At 58.3% G+C, this 19,992-nt stretch carries 21 protein-coding genes and 1 tRNA gene; 11 read left to right on the top strand and 11 right to left on the bottom strand.

What is annotated here, in order from left to right; translation table 11 throughout:
* Positions 1 to 166: 166 nt before the first annotated feature.
* From WCA10_RS22985 to WCA10_RS22965, 5 genes are all read right to left on the bottom strand, one after another.
* Entirely contained in the window at positions 167 to 505 is a 339-nt protein-coding gene (locus tag WCA10_RS22985) for a hypothetical protein (protein ID WP_472824870.1), read from the bottom strand.
* Complete coding sequence (locus WCA10_RS22980) at positions 502 to 687, bottom strand: hypothetical protein (RefSeq protein ID WP_472824869.1); 186 nt, start codon at positions 685 to 687, stop codon at positions 502 to 504. Before WCA10_RS22980 ends, WCA10_RS22985 begins: the two co-directional genes overlap by 4 nt.
* 572 nt (positions 688 to 1,259) lie before the next feature.
* Positions 1,260 to 1,748, bottom strand: coding sequence for a hypothetical protein (locus tag WCA10_RS22975; RefSeq protein ID WP_472824868.1), 489 nt, complete (start codon positions 1,746 to 1,748; stop codon positions 1,260 to 1,262).
* Between the two features lie 85 nt (positions 1,749 to 1,833).
* Complete coding sequence (locus WCA10_RS22970; RefSeq protein WP_472824867.1) at positions 1,834 to 2,805, bottom strand: IS1595 family transposase; 972 nt, start codon at positions 2,803 to 2,805, stop codon at positions 1,834 to 1,836.
* A gap of 44 nt (positions 2,806 to 2,849) precedes the next feature.
* Positions 2,850 to 3,053 (bottom strand): hypothetical protein, encoded by a 204-nt coding sequence (locus WCA10_RS22965; protein WP_472824866.1) that lies wholly within the window; start codon positions 3,051 to 3,053, stop codon positions 2,850 to 2,852.
* Positions 3,054 to 3,070: 17 nt separating this feature from the next.
* Between WCA10_RS22965 and WCA10_RS22960 the strand changes: the two genes are divergently transcribed.
* The 6 genes from WCA10_RS22960 to WCA10_RS22935 all read left to right on the top strand — a co-directional run bounded on the left by WCA10_RS22960 (position 3,071) and on the right by WCA10_RS22935 (position 7,456).
* Positions 3,071 to 3,532 carry a hypothetical protein gene (locus WCA10_RS22960; RefSeq protein WP_472824865.1) on the top strand — a complete coding sequence of 154 codons (462 nt, stop codon included), beginning with the start codon at positions 3,071 to 3,073 and terminating at the stop codon, positions 3,530 to 3,532.
* 91 nt (positions 3,533 to 3,623) lie between these two features.
* Positions 3,624 to 3,709: transfer RNA gene (locus WCA10_RS22955), tRNA-Ala, on the top strand.
* Positions 3,710 to 4,469: 760 nt separating this feature from the next.
* The gene (locus WCA10_RS22950; protein WP_472824864.1) at positions 4,470 to 4,748 is read left to right on the top strand and encodes a hypothetical protein; all 279 of its coding nucleotides are present in this window, start codon (positions 4,470 to 4,472) and stop codon (positions 4,746 to 4,748) included.
* Between the two features lie 122 nt (positions 4,749 to 4,870).
* Positions 4,871 to 5,149 (top strand): hypothetical protein, encoded by a 279-nt coding sequence (locus tag WCA10_RS22945; protein WP_472824863.1) that lies wholly within the window; start codon positions 4,871 to 4,873, stop codon positions 5,147 to 5,149.
* A 110-nt stretch (positions 5,150 to 5,259) separates the two neighbouring features.
* Complete coding sequence (moaA, locus tag WCA10_RS22940) at positions 5,260 to 6,294, top strand: GTP 3',8-cyclase MoaA (protein WP_472824862.1); 1,035 nt, start codon at positions 5,260 to 5,262, stop codon at positions 6,292 to 6,294.
* A 142-nt stretch (positions 6,295 to 6,436) separates the two neighbouring features.
* Positions 6,437 to 7,456, top strand: coding sequence for a GGDEF domain-containing protein (locus tag WCA10_RS22935; protein ID WP_472824861.1), 1,020 nt, complete (start codon positions 6,437 to 6,439; stop codon positions 7,454 to 7,456).
* Between the two features lie 7 nt (positions 7,457 to 7,463).
* Here the strand turns inward: WCA10_RS22935 and era are convergent, their stop codons facing one another.
* From era to WCA10_RS22910, 5 genes are all read right to left on the bottom strand, one after another.
* Positions 7,464 to 8,522, bottom strand: coding sequence for a GTPase Era (gene era, locus WCA10_RS22930; RefSeq protein ID WP_472824860.1), 1,059 nt, complete (start codon positions 8,520 to 8,522; stop codon positions 7,464 to 7,466).
* A gap of 85 nt (positions 8,523 to 8,607) precedes the next feature.
* Entirely contained in the window at positions 8,608 to 9,909 is a 1,302-nt protein-coding gene (locus WCA10_RS22925) for a hemolysin family protein (RefSeq protein ID WP_472824859.1), read from the bottom strand.
* Positions 9,906 to 10,472, bottom strand: coding sequence for an rRNA maturation RNase YbeY (ybeY, locus tag WCA10_RS22920; protein WP_472824858.1), 567 nt, complete (start codon positions 10,470 to 10,472; stop codon positions 9,906 to 9,908). The genes WCA10_RS22925 and ybeY overlap by 4 nt, the downstream gene beginning before the upstream one ends.
* Before the next feature lie 85 nt (positions 10,473 to 10,557).
* Positions 10,558 to 11,484 (bottom strand): sugar phosphate isomerase/epimerase family protein, encoded by a 927-nt coding sequence (locus WCA10_RS22915; RefSeq protein ID WP_472824857.1) that lies wholly within the window; start codon positions 11,482 to 11,484, stop codon positions 10,558 to 10,560.
* Positions 11,485 to 11,577: 93 nt separating this feature from the next.
* Entirely contained in the window at positions 11,578 to 12,618 is a 1,041-nt protein-coding gene (locus WCA10_RS22910) for a PhoH family protein (RefSeq protein WP_472824871.1), read from the bottom strand.
* Positions 12,619 to 12,951: 333 nt separating this feature from the next.
* Between WCA10_RS22910 and WCA10_RS22905 the strand changes: the two genes are divergently transcribed.
* Together WCA10_RS22905 and WCA10_RS22900 are read left to right on the top strand one after the other, a co-directional pair.
* Positions 12,952 to 13,767 carry a glycoside hydrolase family 3 N-terminal domain-containing protein gene (locus WCA10_RS22905; protein ID WP_472824856.1) on the top strand — a complete coding sequence of 272 codons (816 nt, stop codon included), beginning with the start codon at positions 12,952 to 12,954 and terminating at the stop codon, positions 13,765 to 13,767.
* An 18-nt stretch (positions 13,768 to 13,785) separates the two neighbouring features.
* Positions 13,786 to 15,186 (top strand): glycoside hydrolase family 3 C-terminal domain-containing protein, encoded by a 1,401-nt coding sequence (locus WCA10_RS22900; protein ID WP_472824855.1) that lies wholly within the window; start codon positions 13,786 to 13,788, stop codon positions 15,184 to 15,186.
* A 12-nt stretch (positions 15,187 to 15,198) separates the two neighbouring features.
* On the opposite strand, the gene WCA10_RS22895 is transcribed toward WCA10_RS22900, so the two are convergent.
* On the bottom strand, positions 15,199 to 15,882 hold the full coding sequence (locus tag WCA10_RS22895) for a hypothetical protein (protein ID WP_472824854.1): 684 nt from the start codon (positions 15,880 to 15,882) through the stop codon (positions 15,199 to 15,201).
* A gap of 448 nt (positions 15,883 to 16,330) precedes the next feature.
* Here WCA10_RS22895 and rimP point away from each other — a divergent pair, with 448 nt between their 5' ends.
* The 3 genes from rimP to WCA10_RS22880 form a co-directional block, all read left to right on the top strand.
* Positions 16,331 to 16,954 carry a ribosome maturation factor RimP gene (gene rimP / locus WCA10_RS22890; protein WP_472824853.1) on the top strand — a complete coding sequence of 208 codons (624 nt, stop codon included), beginning with the start codon at positions 16,331 to 16,333 and terminating at the stop codon, positions 16,952 to 16,954.
* 120 nt (positions 16,955 to 17,074) lie between these two features.
* Positions 17,075 to 18,661 carry a transcription termination factor NusA gene (gene nusA / locus WCA10_RS22885; protein WP_472824852.1) on the top strand — a complete coding sequence of 529 codons (1,587 nt, stop codon included), beginning with the start codon at positions 17,075 to 17,077 and terminating at the stop codon, positions 18,659 to 18,661.
* Positions 18,662 to 18,819: 158 nt separating this feature from the next.
* The coding region (locus tag WCA10_RS22880) for a translation initiation factor IF-2 N-terminal domain-containing protein (protein ID WP_472824851.1) at positions 18,820 to 19,992 on the top strand (1,173 nt) is incomplete at its 3' end.

Genomic DNA, 19,992 nt, shown 5'->3' with positions numbered 1-19,992 from the left:
AACCCAAAAATCGTAACTTCTCAGTCATGACCGGTTCCCTCCGCTTGTGGCTCTGGACTAAAGTTCTTAACAAACTCAGCCTAACCCACGACTAGCGCATCGAGCCGGTCACACCATAATGACTACCACTTGAGCAACGGTGTGCGGGGGAAGTCGCACCAGGTGGTTAGGCGGTTGGGCAGGCGGCGAGAATGCGGCTGGCAATCGCGCGGGCTTCTTCCCACATCTGTGCGGGGTCTTCTTCGGTGGCTACGTCCCAGAGGTCCATGGCGGCGTTGTGAAGGATCGCCACCATGCGGTTGCGGGCCGGTGTGGTGCCCTTGACGGCGGCGGCGACTCTGCGCTGTGCGTCGGCTAGGGCTTTGGCCGCTCCGGGGCGGTGGGGGTGGCTGTAGCCGGCTGGCGTGGGGTTCGTTGCTTTCCCACCCATCGCGTGTGCGATGGATGGGGCACCCGAGGTTTGTGCTTGGCGTGAATCGGCGGGCATGGGGGTGGGGGTGGTCATTTCTTGCGCTTCCTTTCTGTGAGTGTGCTCAATGCAACTTGTGCGGCGTAGAGGAGTTGGGAGCCGTCGCGACCGTCGAAGACTTCGAGCTGGATTCCCTGCGCAATGCACGCGATTGCGGCGCGAATGCCGGGTTTGTTGTCCATCTTCGGCATGGCTAGCTTGTAAGCAACGGACGCCATGCGGAGCGCCTTTTGCGCGCTGAGTCCCTTGTTTTTGGCGATAAAGGTGCGAAGTCCTCCAGGTCGCAGGAATCCATCACCGTCCTCGACCTGTCAACCCCCATCACGCGAAAATTCCCGGGACTAGGTACTTGTTGAAACCGGGGATTTTCGTGTTTCCCCAATTTGGGCCATTACGATATTCCTGATTCGAGGAAGAACCATCTCCCTCCAGATTCTTTTCGCAAAAGAGCCAAAGATAATGAGTACCGCTCCAAACACCGACAGGTAAGCCGTACCCCATACCGTAACCTTATCTACGGTTTTCTTGAGATCGTCGATGTCTTTCCGGTCTGGGTCCGCTCGAAGTTTCTTAAGATTGTCTACGTCGGATTGTAAATACCCGAGAGCGGATGCTAGACCGCCAATATCACGCCCCATTTCGTATGTTTGAATAGGTGAATTCTTATTCAAGCCAGGTACAGTCACAGTTTCTACTTCTCTTAGCTGTGGAACAACGATTCGCGCTCTGGTCGGTAGCGGTTGTTGCAACATTAGGACAAAAAGGAGAATATGCATGGTTTGGTCACTCTTCACTTTGCGGGAGGTTGTTGTGATTTCGGCTGGGGGGCTACTTGATACAGATGAGTATCCTTAGCGCTATTCACAATGCCCTGCAACTCCAGTGGATTCACTCCTGGAATTCGCGAAAGCAAGTTAACTTCACCTTGTTGCAATTTGAGCATGTCGATTCCGTTGACGACTAATTCATCTGATTGGATATGGTGCGCGAGAAATAGATACACAGCAGCGTTTCCCGCCGATATCTGCGGAGTGATTTGTTCAGGACCGCTCGGCGGCGTGGTGGATAGAGCAACCTGTGGTTCTGCGCCCAAGGCATGTGCTGGCCTTTCAAGATGCGGTGCCAGTATGATGCCGATTGTGATCCCTATCAATAACGTCAATAGGTTTATGAGAGACGCGAGTGCATTTTTCATGGTCCAAGAAGGATAAACGACCACAATCAGGGCGTCTGTGATATTTTCGGGGGCAGAATTTTCATATTGATTTTTAGCACACATTTAGCAGACACTCTTTTCTAGAGCGTTGCAAGACGCGACACATTAGAAATACAAGCAACCCGCCTGCCAGCGGGTTTTCTTGCGCCTAAAATTCCACTCCTGCGGCTTCGCTATAAGGCGGATTCTCTACGGATTCTCGGTATTCCAACCGTTTCCCAACTAGCGATTTGACCACCCGCGTTACCCGCTCATCATCATTCAGCTTGCGGGTGTTCCAGCGGAATTGAAACTCGTTCAGATAATTCGGAAGGTGCTTGCGGCTGACGCTGTGGAACGTGCCCATTACACCACGCTGGAGCAGAGAGAACACACCCTCAATCGTGTTCGAGTGAATGTCGGTTCCGGGCTTCACGTACTGGCGGTGCTTGTGGCGAGTGAATTTGTGACCGCCCTCGAACGCGAGTCCAACGGTCTTGTATGCTTTCGAATCGTCAGTGATGAGACGGCAGGAACGATCCGCGTTTTCTGCAACGAAATGGCCTAGAGTTTCGGCTGTCACGCGAGGCATCACGCGGAAGCGAACATCACCGCCGCGCTGCACGATACCAACTACCGGCGTTTTGTAGTCTGCATATGTCCCCATGTTCGAGCGGCTGACATAGCGGGGACGACCGCCGATGTAGACCTCATCGACCTCAACCGTTCCAGTAAGTTTCTGCGGGTTCTCCTCGGTCAAACCGTGGCGCAAGCGACGAAGCACAAAGAGGGCTGATTTGTGCGTAATCTCGCATTCGCGGCTGAGTTGTAGAGCGGCGATGCCCTTTTTGCTGGACGCTGCTTTCCAGATCGCATACACCCATACGCGAAGAGGAAGCCGAGTCTCTTCGAGGACAGATTTTGTGCGAACAGTAAACATCGCCTTGCATCCCTTGCAGCGCCACCGGTAGTCCTTATTGCGCTTCTCACCCGTCATCATCGGATACACGTCCAGATCTCCGCAATGGGGGCAGCACGGTGCATCTCCCCAACGTTGCGCTTCCAAAAATGCGACAGCCTTTGCTTCATCTACTGACGCATTTCGTAGTGCCTCTAGAACCTGTGATTTCGGCTTCTTCATGTAAAGAAGATAGCAGAAATTTCAACAAGTATCAATATAAATCGTCATGCCTTGTCTCTAAGTCTTGGAAACTCAAGGCCGAGAGATTGTTGTTTTTTGAAGAAATTAATAGACTTGCGTAGCTTGTTGATCTTGTCTTTATAGGTTTTGATCTCACATTCTGCGTCAGAAATGACGCGATTCCATGTGATGTCTACAGATGATGACGCGTCAATTTCGCGAATTGGATTGACATTGTCTACTCGCATGGGTACTCTCCTTGGGTATGGCTTACATTGAAACTGAATACGACAATGTGTGGCGAGAAATCTACAGGAAGCGGAAAGCTCTCATGGAGCGGCACGCGGAGCTTGAGGTTGAAATTGGGGACGTATCTAACCAACTTTCCCATCTCAACGAGATTTTGATCCATCTCGAACCACTTGCCGGGCTCGGCAACGAGAAAACCATCATCGGCATGGGAATCACGGACGCGATCCGGTGGACTTTGAAGAACGTCGAGGGTCAGCGGATGTCCCCCACCGATATCCGAGACGAGCTTCTTAAACATGGCTATGACATGACCGGGCTGACTGTTCCGATGTCGTCTATCTATAAGGTTCTGAGTCGTCTTGCCGACCAGAAGAAGCCGGAGATCACTCGCGAAACCGAGGGAAATAATGTCTTCTACAGTTGGATAGTGACAGACCCCGCCAGGGCCTTGGCCGACTCGGGAGATGTCACATGAGGAGGGTCTGAGGGCCGCGCTGATCGGCCCGGAGCGAGTAGGGGCGGCACACTTTGACGGATCTCCCGCCCCTACATTCAGCGCTATTGATCCCCCAGTGCTGGAACTGGCAGTCAGGCCCGCTTTGCAAGCGGGTGCCCAATTCCGGGCGTCCGGGTTCGATCCCCGGCTGGGGGATACCCAAACCAAGAACCGAGACGATAATACTATTCTATGCAGACGAAGAAGGCTAAAAAACGAAAGCGCGGTCCCAAAGAGGAACGTTTGGTAATCAAAGACCCCCAGAAGGCCATTGATTCCCTCTTTAAACCGAAACCCTCCAAGAAGGGCTGAGTGGTCGCTGTTGCGACCGCCCCGAATTGTCATCAGGTCAGTCATTTCAACAGATACCTAGTCCCGAAAATTCCCGCTAACCCCCTCATTCCATTCGCAAAAAACTTCCCGCCGTTTTGCAGGCAATTACCAGCCATTGGCGCACAATGTACTTGAAATCCAAATCCTCCGCCCAAAAGAGACCAAAAATGCCGCCAGCAGGTCCGTTCCTAACCCTGTCCCCTTGTTCCTTTGTCCCCTTGTTCCTTTGTCCCCTTGTCCCTTTGTCCCCTTGTCCCCTTGTCCCCTTTGTCCCTAATCTCCAATCCCTGCCCCCTAATCCCTGTCTTTTCAAACCTCTACAGCGAATCCCAATGAAGAGAAATCTTTACCGCCACCCCCGCCTGTAATTCAATGAATGCGGGACCTTTACCCAATGAGACGGGATAATAGGGGGTAGGGCAAACTCGCCCATCGCGCGCACCCCATGCGCGACCACCGCCCGGGGATTAAGATGAATGAGTTCGGGCCAAGTGGAAAGTGCCTGGAACATTTATCTGCGAGGCTCCGTCGGGAGGCGGCTGATCCGACGGGGCTCTTTCGCTGAAGTGGAGAAACGCAGGAAATGGAAGAGCGGGAGTTTTTCAACGAGACCACGGAGACACGGACGCATACGCTGACCTGTCCTAAATGCGGTCAGGCTGGCGAGTACAAGGTGAACTGGGTAGTGCGACGCAAGCGGCCCCAGCTGCCGCGCAACGCAGATGAGCGCGATCGGGCGCGGTTCGCCAAGGCACAGTCCTACATGGTGCGTCGCGACGACAAGCTGAGCTGCACGAATGTCCGCTGCCGCAAGCCCTTTGAGATTACGTCTCTGCAATCCCTGGCCTTTCTGAACGAGTAGTCGATGCGATGAAAATGCCGGACGTAAACCGGTAGCGCGGCCCCGGCGGCATGTGATTGAATCGAAACAATGAGCGGCACGGGCCCGGAGGCCGATCGGTGCCCGCGAGGAGATAGAGTCCGATGGCGAATTCCCTTCTTCCCCCTGAAGAACGCAACCTTACCCCCGACCAGGTGGAGGCGCTGGATAAACGGCGCGAGTGGGGACACACGCTGCTCGTCATCGCCGGCCAGTTCGCCGTGATTGCAACGGTTCTGCTGCTGTGGGTGGGCCAGGACCTGACCTATTCACCGGGCTGGGTTCATCCCATGGCCTACTACTTCATCATCGCGATTACCCTGGTTGCCGTGCTCGGTTTAACCGGGCTGATTCTGCGGTCCGGAACTCCTCGAATCGACTGAATCCGCATCAGAAAGATGCGCCTGGAACAAAACAAGCCGGCCTTTGCGCCGGCTCTCGTCGCTGTCATGCCAGCACACCGTGCGAAAACGGTATAGCCTGAGATAGACAGATGGCATCCGCTTCCCCAATTGCACCATCCCCGACTTCCGCGCGCCGGCTCATCGACAGCCATGGCCGCGTGATCCATGATCTGCGCGTCTCCATCACCGACCGCTGCAATTACAAGTGCGTCTATTGCAGAACAGGCGAGCTGGGAGCCCAGTATCCCGAGCTGGGTATCGAAGAATATCTCCGGCTGATCAAGCTCTTTGTCAATCTCGGCATCGAAAAGGTGCGCATCACCGGTGGCGAGCCGCTCTTACGCCGCGGCCTGATCGAACTGATCGAGCAACTCGCGCAGTTGCGCACTCTGGCCGGCGAACCGCTCGACCTGGCACTGACCACCAATGGACATCTTCTCGACAACCTGGCGGCTCCGTTAAAGGCTGCGGGGTTGAACCGTGTCACCGTGAGCATGGACGCCGTCGATGCCCCGACCTTCGAACGCATCACACGCGTTCCCGGGAGCTTCAAGAATGTTCTGGCCGGCATTCGCGCCGCGCGCGCAGCGGGCCTCGCGCCTGTGAAGATCAACTGTGTCTTGCTGCGCGGATTCAACGACAACCAGATCGAGGGATTCGCACACTTCGCCCGCGAAGAAGATGTAGTGGTGCGCTTTATCGAATTTATGCCGCTCGAAGAAGGCCGCCTCTGGACGCCGGAGATTGTGGTTCCCCTGGCCGAGATTGTTGCCCGCATCGGCCGCGCAATGCCGCTGGTTCCCTTACCTCCACGCGAACCCAGTGAGACCGCCCGCCGCTATACCTTTCCCGATGGCGTAGGCGAAATCGGAATCATTGCGCCGGTCAGCCAGGCATTCTGCGGGGCGTGCAGCCGCGTGCGCCTCACGTCGGATGGAAAGATTCGGACGTGCCTTTTCTCACAAGTCGAACACGATCTCTATGGAAGGATGCGCGCCGGAGAAGACGAAACTGCACTGTCGAATTACATTGTGCAGACTATTTACGGTAAGGAAGCGCGCCACCATATCGGCGAACCTGAATTTCTGAAGCCGTCACGTTCCATGGTCCACATAGGCGGCTGAAGCCCCCGAAATCCCAACGCAGGTAACTTTAGTACATATTGAAATGGACTAAAGAAACTCTTCCTGCGCGATTTGAACATGCGCATGTGACAGAATTCACATCAGATGAGATCTCTCCCCCTTTTGCGCCGAAATGAATGAATTGACCGAAAATCGAATTCCCCTCGACGACCTGATGGTCTTCCACCAGCTGGCGCGCTCGCTCAATTCGAGCCTCGATCTGGATACGATCCTGCGCACGATTCTTGACCAGATGGAGCGGATCATCGCGGCAGACATGTGGACGCTGCTGATGTTGGATGAACAGCACAACGATCTCTATTACGCCATCGCTTCGGGAAACTTTGAGGGAGCCCTGCGCGATCTGCGGGTGAAGATGGATGAGGGCGTCGCAGGCTGGGTCGTTCAGCACGGCGAAACGCTGATTGTTCCGGAATCAGAGAACGACGATCCGCGTCTGCAGCAGACGCTGGCCGCAGACAGGCGCCGCGTCCGTTCTGTGATTGCGATGCCGCTGCGCGGTCGCAAAGGCGTGCACGGCGTGATTGAGATTCTCAATCCGCGCTCCAGCCAGATGAGCGATTACACCATCGCCTTCCTCCACATCCTGTGCGACCACGCTGCCATCGCGATTGAAAATGCCCGCGATGTGGCGCGTATTCAGCAGCTCACCATCACCGATGACGCAACCGGACTCTACAACGTGCGGCATCTCTACAAAATGCTGGAGCATGAACTGGATCGCGCTCGGCGCCTGCACCATCCTGTGAGCTTGGCCTTCATCGACCTCGACCGGTTCAAGATGGTGAACGACATTCATGGGCACCTGATCGGAAGCGAACTCCTGGCGCGCGTGGGAAGCCGATTGAAGCAGCTCAGCCGCGAGCAGGATAGCTGCTTCCGCTACGGCGGCGATGAGTTCGTCATCATGATGCCGGAGACTTCAGCAACCGAAGCGCTCGCGCTGGCGACAAGCATTCACACAGAGTTGATAAATACGCGCTTCCACATGAGCAACGACCTTGAGCTGACCGCAAGCGCCAGCGTCGGCCTCGCCACCTGCCCGCCCGAAAATCTCGCCGTGCACGCGATCATCGGCGCCGCCGACGCCCGCATGTACGAAGTAAAAAGCAATGGTCGCGGGAAGGTGAGGGGAGCGTAGAGACGCCCTAGAATTCTTCGTCGGCGGGTTTCTCGTTTCCCTGTTTCTCTGCCAGCTTCTCCAGCTGCCTTCGCCAATCGAGCGACTCGACAAATGGCCGCGACTCCCGCCAGTTGGGTTCCACAATCACATGCAGCTCGAGATATACCCGCGTTCCGAGCAGCGATTCAATCTGCTTGCGGGCGCCCGTCCCAATCTCTTTCAGCTTCGATCCGCCTTTGCCGATGAGGATCGCCTTCTGGCCTTCGCGCTCGCAGTAGATGGCCGCCGCAATGCGCGTAAGCGGGAGCCGGGCAGGCGGCTGGCCTTTCTTGCGCGGCGGAGCAGGCGGTTCGGCTTCTTCAAACTGCTCAATCACAACCGCGGCAGCGTAGGGAACCTCTTCGCCCGTGTCCACAAGAATGCGCTCGCGAATCAGTTCCGCCACCATGAAGCGCATGGGCTGGTCCGTGTACTGGTCCGGGGGGTAGTAGCGCTCGCCCACCGGCAGCGCATCGACAATCTTCCGGACGAGAAGTTCGAGCCCATCGCGTTTACGGGCGCTGACGGGAATCACTTCTGTGAACTTGTATTGCTTCGTCAACGTCTCAATCAGCGGCAGCAGCACATCTTTCGCGACAAGATCAATCTTGGTAAGGACGAGGAACACAGGGCAATCCAGCCCGCGAATCATTGAGAACAGAAACTCGTCTTCGCTTGCCCAGCTGGGCTTGCCGCGCTGATGCGCTTCGGCCGGTTCGCCAGCTGCTTCCAGTTGCACGCGCCGGCTGGCGTCCATCAATACGAGAACGACATCGCGCGTCTCGAGCGCTTCATGAACCTCCTGCAACATCCGGCGATCGAGGTGCGAGGCGGGCTTGTGAACGCCCGGTGTGTCGACGAAGACGATTTGTGCCGCGGGATGAACCTTCTTGCGCGCAGCTACCTCCAGCACGCCGATGATGCGGTTGCGCGTCGTCTGCGGTTTAGCCGTGACAATGGCAATCTTTTCGCCTGTAAGGGCGTTCATCAACGTGCTTTTGCCGGCATTGGGCCGGCCAAGAATTGCAACAAATCCCGATTTCAATTAGAAAATCACTCCTGCATGAGTGTATGACATCGACTCTCGCCGGATGGTTCGGCGGGGTCCCTCATTTCCTTGTCCCCGCTCTTCACGGCAGCGCCGTCGCCTCTTCCCGGGCGGGCGGAAAAATCCGCAGCCGGTCCACGCGGCGATCGGTGGATGCGACAACTTGGATGCGCAGGCCGCTGTGTTCCAGCAGCACAACCTCTCCGGGCAGCGGAATGCGCCCTTCGACCTCGCTTACCAGGCCGCCAAGTGTTGTGGCCTCGTATTTTTCATCCACATCGACGTCGTCGCCAAACAGATGCTGCAATTCATCCACAGGGAAATCGCCAGGGACAACCCACACGCCGCCCGGCTCGCGTTGCGGGTCGTTTGTGTGAGACTCCTTTTCATGTTCGTCTCGAATGTCTCCAACGATCTCTTCGAGAAGGTCCTCGATAGTCACGAGGCCTGATACGCCGCCGTACTCATCGATGACGATGCGCATGTGCTGCTTTTCGCGCTGCATCTCGCGCAGAAGTTCGTAACCGCGTTTCGTTTCCGGAACAAACACCGCGGGATGCAGGATGCTGGCAACGGTTCTGGTTCGCGCGTCCTCGTCGGCTATCTGCAGCAGGTCGTGCGCGAACGCAATTCCAATGATCGAGTCCAGCGTTCGTTCATAGACGGGCACGCGCGAAAAATTATGCTCCTTCAGCATTTCGAGAAAACGCTCGAGCGTGATTGATTGCGGAACGGCAAAAATCTGCGGCCGCGGGGTCATCACCTCGCGCACCAGCTTGTCGCCAAATTCAACGGCCGAGCGCACCAGTTCGCGATCGCTCTCCTCGAGAATTCCTTCTTCCTCGCCCGCCTCGAGCAGCGACTCAACATCGGGCGCAGGCTCATCTTCTTCGGCTACGGGCTTCTCAGCAAGAGATGCCAGGGAGAAAAAGAATCGGACGATCGCCGTAATCGGCGTCGTTATCCAAAGCAGAAGGCGGATGGGCCACACTAGCCGCGCCGCCCACCGGCCCTTGGTCTGCGTAAACAGCAGCGAAGGCAGAATCTGGTTGCAGAATACGACGGCCAGCAAGACCACCAGCACAGCCTGCGTGATCTCGGGGTAGGTGGGCCGTGCAGTGTGCGGGGCCCGATCGAAAAGCACCGCGCCGATCGCAAGCGCAAATACCGCAAGCGTAAGTTGCTGCAGCACAGCAGCGCACAGAGCCGCATGTTCGCGGGTGAGGCCGATCAATGGCTCGATCTCTTCTTCCCAATGATCGAGATTGTCCTGCACCTCGCGCGGCAGAATCTTGCCGAATTCCGAGTACACGCGGCTGATATAGGCGGCGAAGGTGTCGACCAGCGCCACAATCACCAGAAGGATGATGGTGATCCAACTCATGAGCGCAAACCTTTCGCAGGCCTGGCATTCCCGCCCAGGTCTGCGCGCTCGATCAGGCCATGAGGAAGACGAAGAGCGGCGCGAAGGCTCTGCTCGCGGCGCGCCATTTGGCCCGCGTCAGTTTCATGGTCGTACCCGGCAAGATGCAGCAATCCGTGAAGCATCAGCACCTTGATTTCAATTGCCAGGGAGTGGCCGCGCTCTTCCGCCTGCCTGCGCGCGGTAGGAATGCTGATGGCCAGATCGCCTGCGATTTTCAGCGGGCCCGGCGCCGCTGCGGGAAACGAAAGCACGTCCGTCGCCTTGTTCTTCCCGCGGAACTGGCGGTTCAGCCGCCGGATGGCCGCATCGGTGGTGAGGAGTACCGAAACGTGCCCACGCAATTTCACCGCCGCCTGGGCCTCGCACAAAAAACGCGCAAGCGTTCGCCGCGACGGAATGCGCTGCCCTTGGAGGGCCGCCGGTTGGCTGGCGACTCCTGACCTCTTCGGCATCTTTGCCTGCGGGGAAAGGTCGGTGTCCAGATCTGGGTCGAGAAGGATCATCGTGCGCAAGGACGCCATAGCAGCGGCCCCGTGTCTCTTTTATTTTACGCGAACGGTGCTTTTCTCTTTCGTGCTTTGGTCCTTTTTGAGATCGAGGAATGAACTAAACCCCCATCAACCCGGCCACATATGCGTAGTCCACCTTCGCCGCTTCCAGCGCCGTCTCCCCGTGAAATGGCGGATCGTGATCCACGATAAAGTACTCCGTTCCCGCCTTCTGCGCCGCCTCATAAGCCGCCTTCAGCGGTGCCACCCCGGTCCCCAGATTCACAATGTGCTTGCCGGCGGCCTCTCCAAATTCGTTCACCGGAGGCGTCACCGTGCTGAAGTCCTTGAAGTGAATTAGCCGCACTCGCGCGGCATTCGCCGCAATCAGCGCCGCCGGGTCGGCGCCCCCGGCTGCCATCCAACCCGCGTCAACCTCCAGCTTCACCAGTTCCGGGTCGGTCTCCTTCAGCAGAATCTCGTATCCGGTAACGCCGCCCTCCAACTCGCGGAACTCCACATTATGGTTGTGGTACGCAAACTCCAATCCGCGCTTCTTCGCGCTCTCCCCGATCGAGTTCGCCATCGCCGCCATCCGCTTGAAGTCATCCACAGTAAGATGATTCAGCCTCTGCAGCAACGCGTTCATGTTGTCATTCTTCGGCGGCCCCGGCGGCAGCACAGAACTCACCACATACCGAACGCCCAGCACCCCTGCATCGTCCAGCAGTTTCTCGGTCGCCACAAAGCCAAACCCGAAATGTCCTGATGGGCATCCCAACCCAGCGTCGCCAACCATTTTCTTGAATTCCTCGACGTCAATCCCCCTCACGAACGCTTCGACATACCCGTACCCGATGGTTGCCAGCTTTGCCAGCGTACCAGTTGGATCTTTCTTGAAATCTGCCGCCACCACGTACATCTGCACGCCCGGCTTCGGCTTGGCATCTGCGCCGAGAAGGCGAGTCACGCCGGCCACTTGCGCACCGGCATAAACAGCGGCGGAACGAGAGAGAAATGTGCGACGCGTAAGGGAAGTTTTCATCTCGGGTCCTTTGTGCCGCGAGTATACAGGACGCAAAAGAGCGGCGACCGAGATAGCTGTCGCCGCTCTTCACTCCTTCACTTATTCACTACGTTACTGCGGTTTCGCCGGATGCGCAGCCTGTTGCGGCTCCTGCTGCTGGCCCTCGGGTTGGATGGCTTCGCCCAGGTTCAACGGCAGTTCCTGTTGCTGTGGCTTGGTCGCCTCGTAGGCGCGCACAATACGCTGTACCAGCGCATGCCGCACCACATCGCCGTCGGCAAAGTGGCAGAACGAAATCCCCTCCACCCCGTCGAGCACGTTGATCGCGTCCAGCAGCCCGGACTTGCGCGGGTTGGGCAGATCGATCTGCGTTATATCGCCGGTGATCACGGCCTTCGAGTTGTTGCCCATGCGCGTCAGAAACATCTTCATCTGCTCGATGGTCGTGTTCTGCGCTTCGTCCATGATGATGAAGGCATCGTTAAGGGTACGGCCGCGCATAAAGGCCAGCGGCGCAACCTCGATGACGTTCTTCTCCAGCATCTTGTCGACCTTCTCCGGATCGAGCAGGTCGTAGAGCGCGTCGTAGAGCGGACGAAGATACGGGTCGACCTTTTCCTGCAGCGTACCGGGGAGAAAGCCGAGCCGCTCGCCTGCTTCAACCGCGGGGCGCACGAGCACAATGCGGCTGACTTTTTTCGCGTTCATAGCAGCAACGGCCATGGCCACAGCGAGGTAGGTCTTGCCGGTGCCGGCGGGGCCCACGCCAAAGACCATGTCGTTCTGCTCGATAGCTTCAATGTACTTGCGCTGGTTGAGCGAGCGCGGCTGCACGGTACGCTTCACACCCGCCGAGCGCTGTTTGCCTGCATCGGCAAGCGAACGCAGAGTGGTAGCCGGATCGGCCACAACCAGGCGCAGCATGCCATTCAGTTCGCCATTATGGGGATTGACGCCCTGGCGCCGCAGAGTCTCGAAGTCCTGAAATATGCGCTGGACTCTGGCGACGGCTTCGTCTGGCCCTTCCACGTGCACGGCGTCGGATCGCAGGTCGATCCTTACACCTAGTGAATCCTCCATCAGTCTGAGGTTTTCATCGCGGGTCCCGAAAAGGGGCTCAAGATTTGGCGTGATCTCCAGAGCAGCGTTCAGAGTGCCTCCATAGGCCCTGCCTCAAGGGCAGAAATTGGCTGTTGATTTGATGATTGCACCGGTGAAATGGGTGGAGTTGGAGAGCGATTATTTGCGAGTTGCGGAGAAAAGCGCACCGGGCCGTGGCCGTTGTGTAGATTTCCGTATTGGCGCAGGCAACCAAGTGGAGTTATGGGGAGAGAGTAGCGCCGGAGGCAAATTCCGTCAATCCCAACCCCCATTAAGATTGATGCAATTAGTCACCACTTCGATACGTGCCCCGCAGCGCACCTTCCCATTACCGCAGGTCTATGATGGGGGTGCTTCCCCTATACCGGCTTCTTGGGGGAGTGTATGCTTGCACCTCGATTCTCGTCGCGTCTTGTCACATCGCTTGTCGCATTCGCTTTCACGCTCGGGCTCAGTTGCTGCGGCGGCCACTCTGCGTCCTCGCCCACACCGACTCCAACCCCAACGCCCACCCCGACCACCCCCGATGGAAAAGCGGACGCGCTGCTGGCCCAAATGACGCAAGCCGAAAAGTTGCACATGGTCCAGGGTGCAGCCTACTTCGACGCTGCAGGAAAATTCATCGTGCCCCGCGGTGCTGGAGGATGGACGCCAGGTATATCGCGTCTCGGCATCCCCGATCTCTACTTCGCCGACGGCAGCGCCGGCGCGAGTGTGGCCAATGGCCCCGCCACGGCACTCCCCTCATCTCTCGCGAGCGCAGCGGGCTGGGACCAGAACGCGGCTTACAAATACGGAACGGTCATCGGCGTTGAACTTTCTGACTACGGCATCAACGTCAACCTGGGCGGAAATGTGAATTTGACCGCACGCGATCCGCGCGATGGCCGCACCTTCGAAACCAAGGGAGAAGACCCCATCCTCGCCGGCAAGATCGCCGCGGCCCACATCTCCGGCACGCAGGCTCAACACATCATCGGCTGCACCAAACATTTCAGTTTCAACGACCAGGAATCCGGCCGCACCACCGCCAACGCCATCATCGACGAGAGAGGAGGGAGGGAAAGCGATCTGCTGGCATTCGAGATTGCAGTGAAAGACTCGAATGTGCAATCGGTCATGTGTTCCTACAACCTGACCAACGGGGTGTACAGCTGCGAAAACAGCCACCTGCTGAATGACGTATTGAAGCATGACTAGAACTTCTCCGGCTTCGTCATGTCCGACTGGTGGGCCACGCACAGTACCGTGAATGCAGCCAACAATGGTCTCGACCAGGAACAGCCCGATAATCCTTACTTCGCCTCACTTGGTACCGCAATCTCCAGCGGCCAGGTGTCCCAATCGCGCCTCGACAACATGGTCCACCGCATTCTCCGCGCCATGTACGAAGTGGGAATCTTTGACAATCCGCAGACGATTCAGCCAGTTCCTGCCGCAGCCGACGCCGCCATTGCACAGGAGGCCGAAGAACAAGGCGCGGTGCTGCTGAAAAATTCTGCGAATCAGCTCCCGCTCAGCACCTCGATCGCCTCTATCGCCATCATCGGATCGCACGCCGACGCCGCGGTCCTATCCGGCGGCGGCTCTGCACAGGTGCAGCCCGTAGGAGGCGCCATCTACACACGACCCGACAATCCTTGCCCACCCTGCTGGGCGCAGGTCATCTGGGATCCCTCCTCGCCGCTTCGGTCTATCCAGGCCAAAGCACCGGCCGCAAAGATCCAATACGCCGACGGCTCCGATCCAAGCGCAGCCGCCGCTCTCGCAGCCTCCTCGGAGGTCGCCATCGTCTTCGTGAACCAATGGGACGCCGAGGGCCTGGACGCGCCCAGCCTCGCCCTGACCGACTACGTCAACCCAATCCCCATCGATCAAGACGCACTGGTTTCAGCTGTCGCAGCGGCGAATCCGCACACCATCGTCGTGGTCGAAAGCGGCGGACCGATCCTGATGCCGTGGCTCGGGCAGGTCAACGCGGTCCTGGAAGCGTGGTATCCGGGCCAGAGCGGCGGTCCCGCCATCGCCGATCTGCTTTTTGGAGTGGCGAATTTCTCCGGCAAGCTGCCCGTCACCTTCCCGGCCAGCGATGCGCAGCTTGCGCGCCCCGTTACGCCGCAGCCGCCCGACAGCACAACACTGTTCGCCGTCAACTACTCCGAGGGCTATAACGTCGGCTACAAGTGGTTTGATGTAAATGGCTTGACGCCCTTGTTCCCATTTGGATTCGGGCTTTCCTACACGTCTTTCTCGATCACCAACCCGGCGGTTGTGAACAATCTGAGTTCGACATCCAAACCGAATTTCCAGGTCACGTTCAACCTGGCCAATACCGGAAACGTAGCAGGAGCTGAAGTCGCCCAGGTTTATCTAGGCATGCCGGCCGACTTGAATGAGCCCCCGAAGCGACTGGTTGGCTGGCAGAAGGTGAAACTCGACCCCGGCGCATCGCAAACTGTCACGATTGAAGTAGATGAGAACGACTCCTCTCATCCCATGTCCTACTGGGATACGACCTCAAACAGCTGGAAGGTAGCGCCAGGCACGTACACCGTCTTGCTCGGCAACTCCTCGGCCGCATCAAGCCTTGCAACCGCAGGGACCATTACGGTGCAGTGACATGCAATTTCCTTATTCCGGGCGCGGTGCGACAGGAACTCCGGGTTTTTGACGGCGGTCCAGCACTTCGTAGCCCTCGGGCAACTCAAAGAGTTGCGGGTCAGGCTCTGTGAGGTTCACGTCAGACAGCGTAAAGGTCTGCTGGCCGGTCTGCGGGCCATCGACTGTGGAGAGAATGTTCACTCCAATCTGTGGCGCTTGCCAGAACTCACGCACCGTCACGAAGGCGCGATCGTTGCCAATGGCGCCCGGATTCAGCGTGGTCGTTTCCCGGGTTCCTGTCGTGTCGATGCCCGCGATCGTGCGTACCCCAAGTTCCAGATGTGTAGTGAAGCCCTTGCCGTTTTCGAGTGGACCCGATGGGATAACCGGCGGCTTGTAGCTGATCATGGCGGGCTCGGCGAACTTGAGAAGCATGCAACGCCGCTCAAACACGAAGCAGTTATACAGGGTGTGATTGTTTGGATCGGCGATCTGGATGACGTTCATGCGCGACTGAACGCCGGAGTCCTTGGGCACCAGCAGCCAGCGCGCTTCGTAGATGCGCCCGAGTCCGTCGCGCGCTACCCGGCGCTCATTGACCGCCGTATAAGAGCCGCCGCTGGGAATCGGTCGGACCCATTCCGTATGCACGATCGCGCTAAATGGCGCACGAACCAGCGGAGGAATGTAGATGCTCTGCAGAGTCTCTGTCACTCCTCCATCAAATCCTGGCGCTCCTTGCGCGCAGAGCTGCGGAACCGACAATATCAAAAGAGCTGCAATAGGAAGGTGAAGGATGACTCGCATGCCTGCCTCCTGCGCGATCGATGGTGCGGGTTGAGTTCAGCCGCCGTGAACCGGTTTTGAATCAACACGAGAAGATCCAATATGATACGCCAGCCGGGCTTCACGAAACGACCCCCATCCGGGAACTGATTGTAGAGCTATCTCCGCCAGACTGGAAGCTTCGGGTTTCAGACAACCCCGAAGTCGCATTGAATTTCCGCACGAAACCCCGTATGCTAGATGTTGCAGACGAGTTTGTCCGCCTGAGTTGCCGTGAGGATGCCGGCTGGCGGAGAGATGAGTGGGCTCACAGCCCACTTTTTATTTGGTGCAAATTTCTCCCGGAATACGGCCGCTGATTTTGACCGGGAGCCCCTTGATTGAGGGGCCAACGGCCGGGCTTCGACGCATGGCAGCAACGCTGGAAGAGATTCGGAAGGCCGCAGAGCGGGTGGCCGCATCGCATGGCCTGGATGTGGTGGATGTGGAATTTGCCGGGCCTGCTAAAGAGCGTGTATTGAGGGTTTTTCTCGAGAAGAACGCCGAAGGCCGGACGCGATTGAAAGCGGAAATCGCGGCTGGGGTTGAGGGGCTTCCTGAACGACTGGTGGAAGGCAAGTTAAGCGTGGAACAGCTATCTGGCGTGACGCATGAAGATTGCGCGGAGTTCAGCCGGGATTTTGGTGTTCTGCTGGACGTGGAAGATTTGGTACCCGGGGCAGACTACACACTGGAAGCCAGTTCACCGGGTCTGGATCGGAAGTTGACGAAGCCGGAGGAGTTTCGCCGGTTTGCCGGATGCCTGGTGAAGGTGCAGACATTCGAGCCGGTTCGCAATAACCGGCACTGGAGAGGGCGGCTGCTGCCGGGTGAAGGGCAGACCATCACACTCGATCCTGGTGCCGTGCATCAGAACAGCAAGAGCCGGAAGGCAGGCGTGAGCACAGTGGAAATCGCTCTGGATAATGTTGAGAGAGCAGAGCTGATCCCGGAGATTTAGCCAAGCCGTGAGGCGCGGTTTCGGAGGCGGAAGCAAAAGCCTCCTCAACAACAATCCAACGGCGCAACCAATCCACAGACCGGATGGTCGCCGGAAACAAACCGAGAGAGTAAGAAGAGTATGTCCAGCGCCTTGTATCAAAGTATCGAACTCCTGAGCCGCGAAAAGGGGATTGAGCCCCAGATCGTGGTGGGCGCCGTGGAAGAGGCGATCGCCCTTGCCACGCGCAAATACTACAAGACCCAGGAGAACATGCGCGGAGAATTGAACAAGGATACGGGCGAGATCACCGCCTACATCTACAAGACCGTTGTTGCCACCGACGATGAACTCGAAGATCCCGTGAATCAGATCACGCTCGAAGAGGCCAATGAGCTTGCGCCGGGCGTCGAAGTTGGCAGCGAGATCCGCATGTACCGCGACACCACGCCGCTCGGCCGCATCGCCGCACAGCTTGCCAAGCAGGTGATCTTCCAGAAGGTGCGTGAGGCGGAACGCGACACGGTATTCAACGAGTATGCGCACCGCGAAAAAGAAGTGCTGAATGCAACGGTGAAGCGGATCGAGGGACAGGACGTTATCTTCGACTTGGGCAAGGCCGAAGCGCGCTGCCCCAAACGCGAGCAATCGCGCCTCGAACAGTTCACCATCGGCGAACGTGTGCGGGTAGTGCTGCTCAAGGTGGATCGTGCCGCCAAGGGACCCCAGGTCATCGTTTCGCGGGCCGCGCCGGAACTGGTGTCGAACCTGTTTCAGTCGGAAGTGCCGGAGATCTACGACAACACTGTGGCCATCCGTGCTATTGCGCGCGAGGCCGGCGAGCGCACCAAGATTGCCGTCCAGTCGCGCGACAAGGATGTAGACCCTGTAGGCGCCTGCGTCGGCATGAAGGGCATGCGCGTGCAGTCCATCATTCGCGAACTGCGCGGCGAAAAGATCGACATCATCGAATTCAGCGAAGAGATTACGACCTTCGCGGAAAAGGCTTTGCAGCCGGCCAAGGTGAGCCGCGTTTCCATTACCGACCTGACGGACAAGCAGCTCGAAGTGATCGTGGATGATACGCAACTCTCGCTGGCCATCGGTAAAAAGGGACAGAATGTCCGGCTTGCAGCGAAGTTGCTGGGATGGAAAATCGATATCAAAAGCGAGGAAGAGAAGCGCCAGGAAGTGGAGCAGCAGATGCAGGCTCTCACCGGTGGACCTTCGACTCCGATCGAGCAGGTTACCGAACTGGGTGAAGGGATTATCCAGAAGCTGGTGGCTGCCGGCATCACCACGGTGGAAGGTCTGGCCGACATGACGCCGGAGCAGCTCGAAGAGATTCCGGGCATCGGCGAGAAGACGCTGGAACGTATCAGTGTCGCTGTTCGCCACTACTTCGGCCACTTTGAAGAGGGCGAAGAAGGCGAGGCGACCGAGGGCGCAGGAGTGGCGGGAGCGCCGGAAGTGGAAGGCAGCGATGAGCCTGCAGCTCTGACTGCGGCGGCGGATACCGGCAAGCTTTCGGAGGGCGCGTCAGAGATTGAGACAGCCGAGGCCGTTGCGGGAACCGCGGAAGCGGAGCTCGAGAATTCCGAGGAAGTGCTGGAAGAGGCGACCGAAGACGAGAACGAAACGGCGGCAGAGCTTGCGGTCGACAACATTCCCAGCGCTGACGAAGGAATCGAAGAGAACGAAGCGGAAAATGAAGAGGGCGGCGCATAGTATGCGTCGCACTTTTCGAGCGGAATCAAGTGATAATGGTGGTAAGTTAACCGGCCAATGCCAAGAGGTAGCTATGGCCACCCCAACGACAAAGACCAGCCGTTGGGGGCCCCGGAGCGACTAACGGGCTTTGGGCAGCACATTCTGAAAAGAGGCGGATGAGTAAGGTTCGAATTAACGATCTCGCGCGCGAGATGGAAGTCAAGAGTCGTCAGATTCTCGACGTACTCGCGGAACTTGGCCTGGGTGAGGGCAAGACGCACTCGAGCTCGATCGAGGGGCACGAAGCCGAAAAGGTCCGCGCGCACTTTCAGCATGGGCGCCAGGGCGGCCACACGGGCGCATCATCGTCGCGCACTGCGCAGACCATCACACCGAAGATTGATTTGTCTCACGTCTCGAAGCCCGGCGACGTGATGAAGGCGATCCTTGCCAAAAAGCAGGAGGAGGAAGCGGAAGCTCGCAGGAGCCATCTGCCTCCCAGCAAAGCGGCAACGACCTCGCCGAAGGCTCCGGCAAAGCCCGCACCGCCGGTTGTTTCGGTAGCTGCGCCGCCGGCAGCTCCAGCGCGGCCCGAGCCTCGGAAGATTGTGCCGCAGCCACGGCCTGCTCCTGCGATTGTTCCTCCCGCAGCTCCTGCCATCGCATCGAAACCGCCCGCCGGCGCCGTTGTGGCGAAGGCTCCTGCGGGCGCGGCCGGGACACGTCCGATTGTGACGGTGGTTCCGCCAACGGTTGTGGTGAAGCCACCGGCAGCCGGATCAACGGCGACCAAGTCCGCCGAACCAACATCTGCGGCAGTAAAGCCTGCCGCACCCAAGATTGTTGTGGCTCCGGCACCAACAGCAGCGCCACCAGCGCCGGAAAAGCATGAAGCCGCGACGCCGGCCGTTGAAGCGCCAGCCGCACAGGCTCCGGAGATTGCCGCGAAAGCAAAGGAAGTTCCTGCGGCACCAGACACAGTCGCAGCAGAGACAGAGGCTCCCATCTCATCAGTTCCCGAATCGATTCCCGCGCCGGCGCGACCCGTGATCGCTCCGCGGCGCGTGGTAATGCCGCAAACAGGTCCCCGTCCGGTGTACAAGGCACCCATCGTCGCAGCAAGCACCACGCCCGCACCGGCACAGGGCGCAGGCATTCAGCGCGGCAAGCCGATCTTCGATCGCAGGCCTACAGGCGCTCCTGGCGGTGGATTCCAGCAACGTACGCCCGGTGCCGGCGGCCCTCCGGGGCAGTTCCCCGGCGCTGGTCCGCGTCCCAAGCACCCGACGCGCACCGGATTTGCAGGTCCTGGCGGCGCTGGCGCGCCCGGCGGACGTCCGGGATTCGGT

The organism is Occallatibacter sp. (assembly GCF_049582745.1).
In the GTDB taxonomy this organism is placed as follows: domain Bacteria; phylum Acidobacteriota; class Terriglobia; order Terriglobales; family Acidobacteriaceae; genus Telmatobacter.
This window is presented reverse-complemented; position numbering and strand designations above follow the sequence as displayed.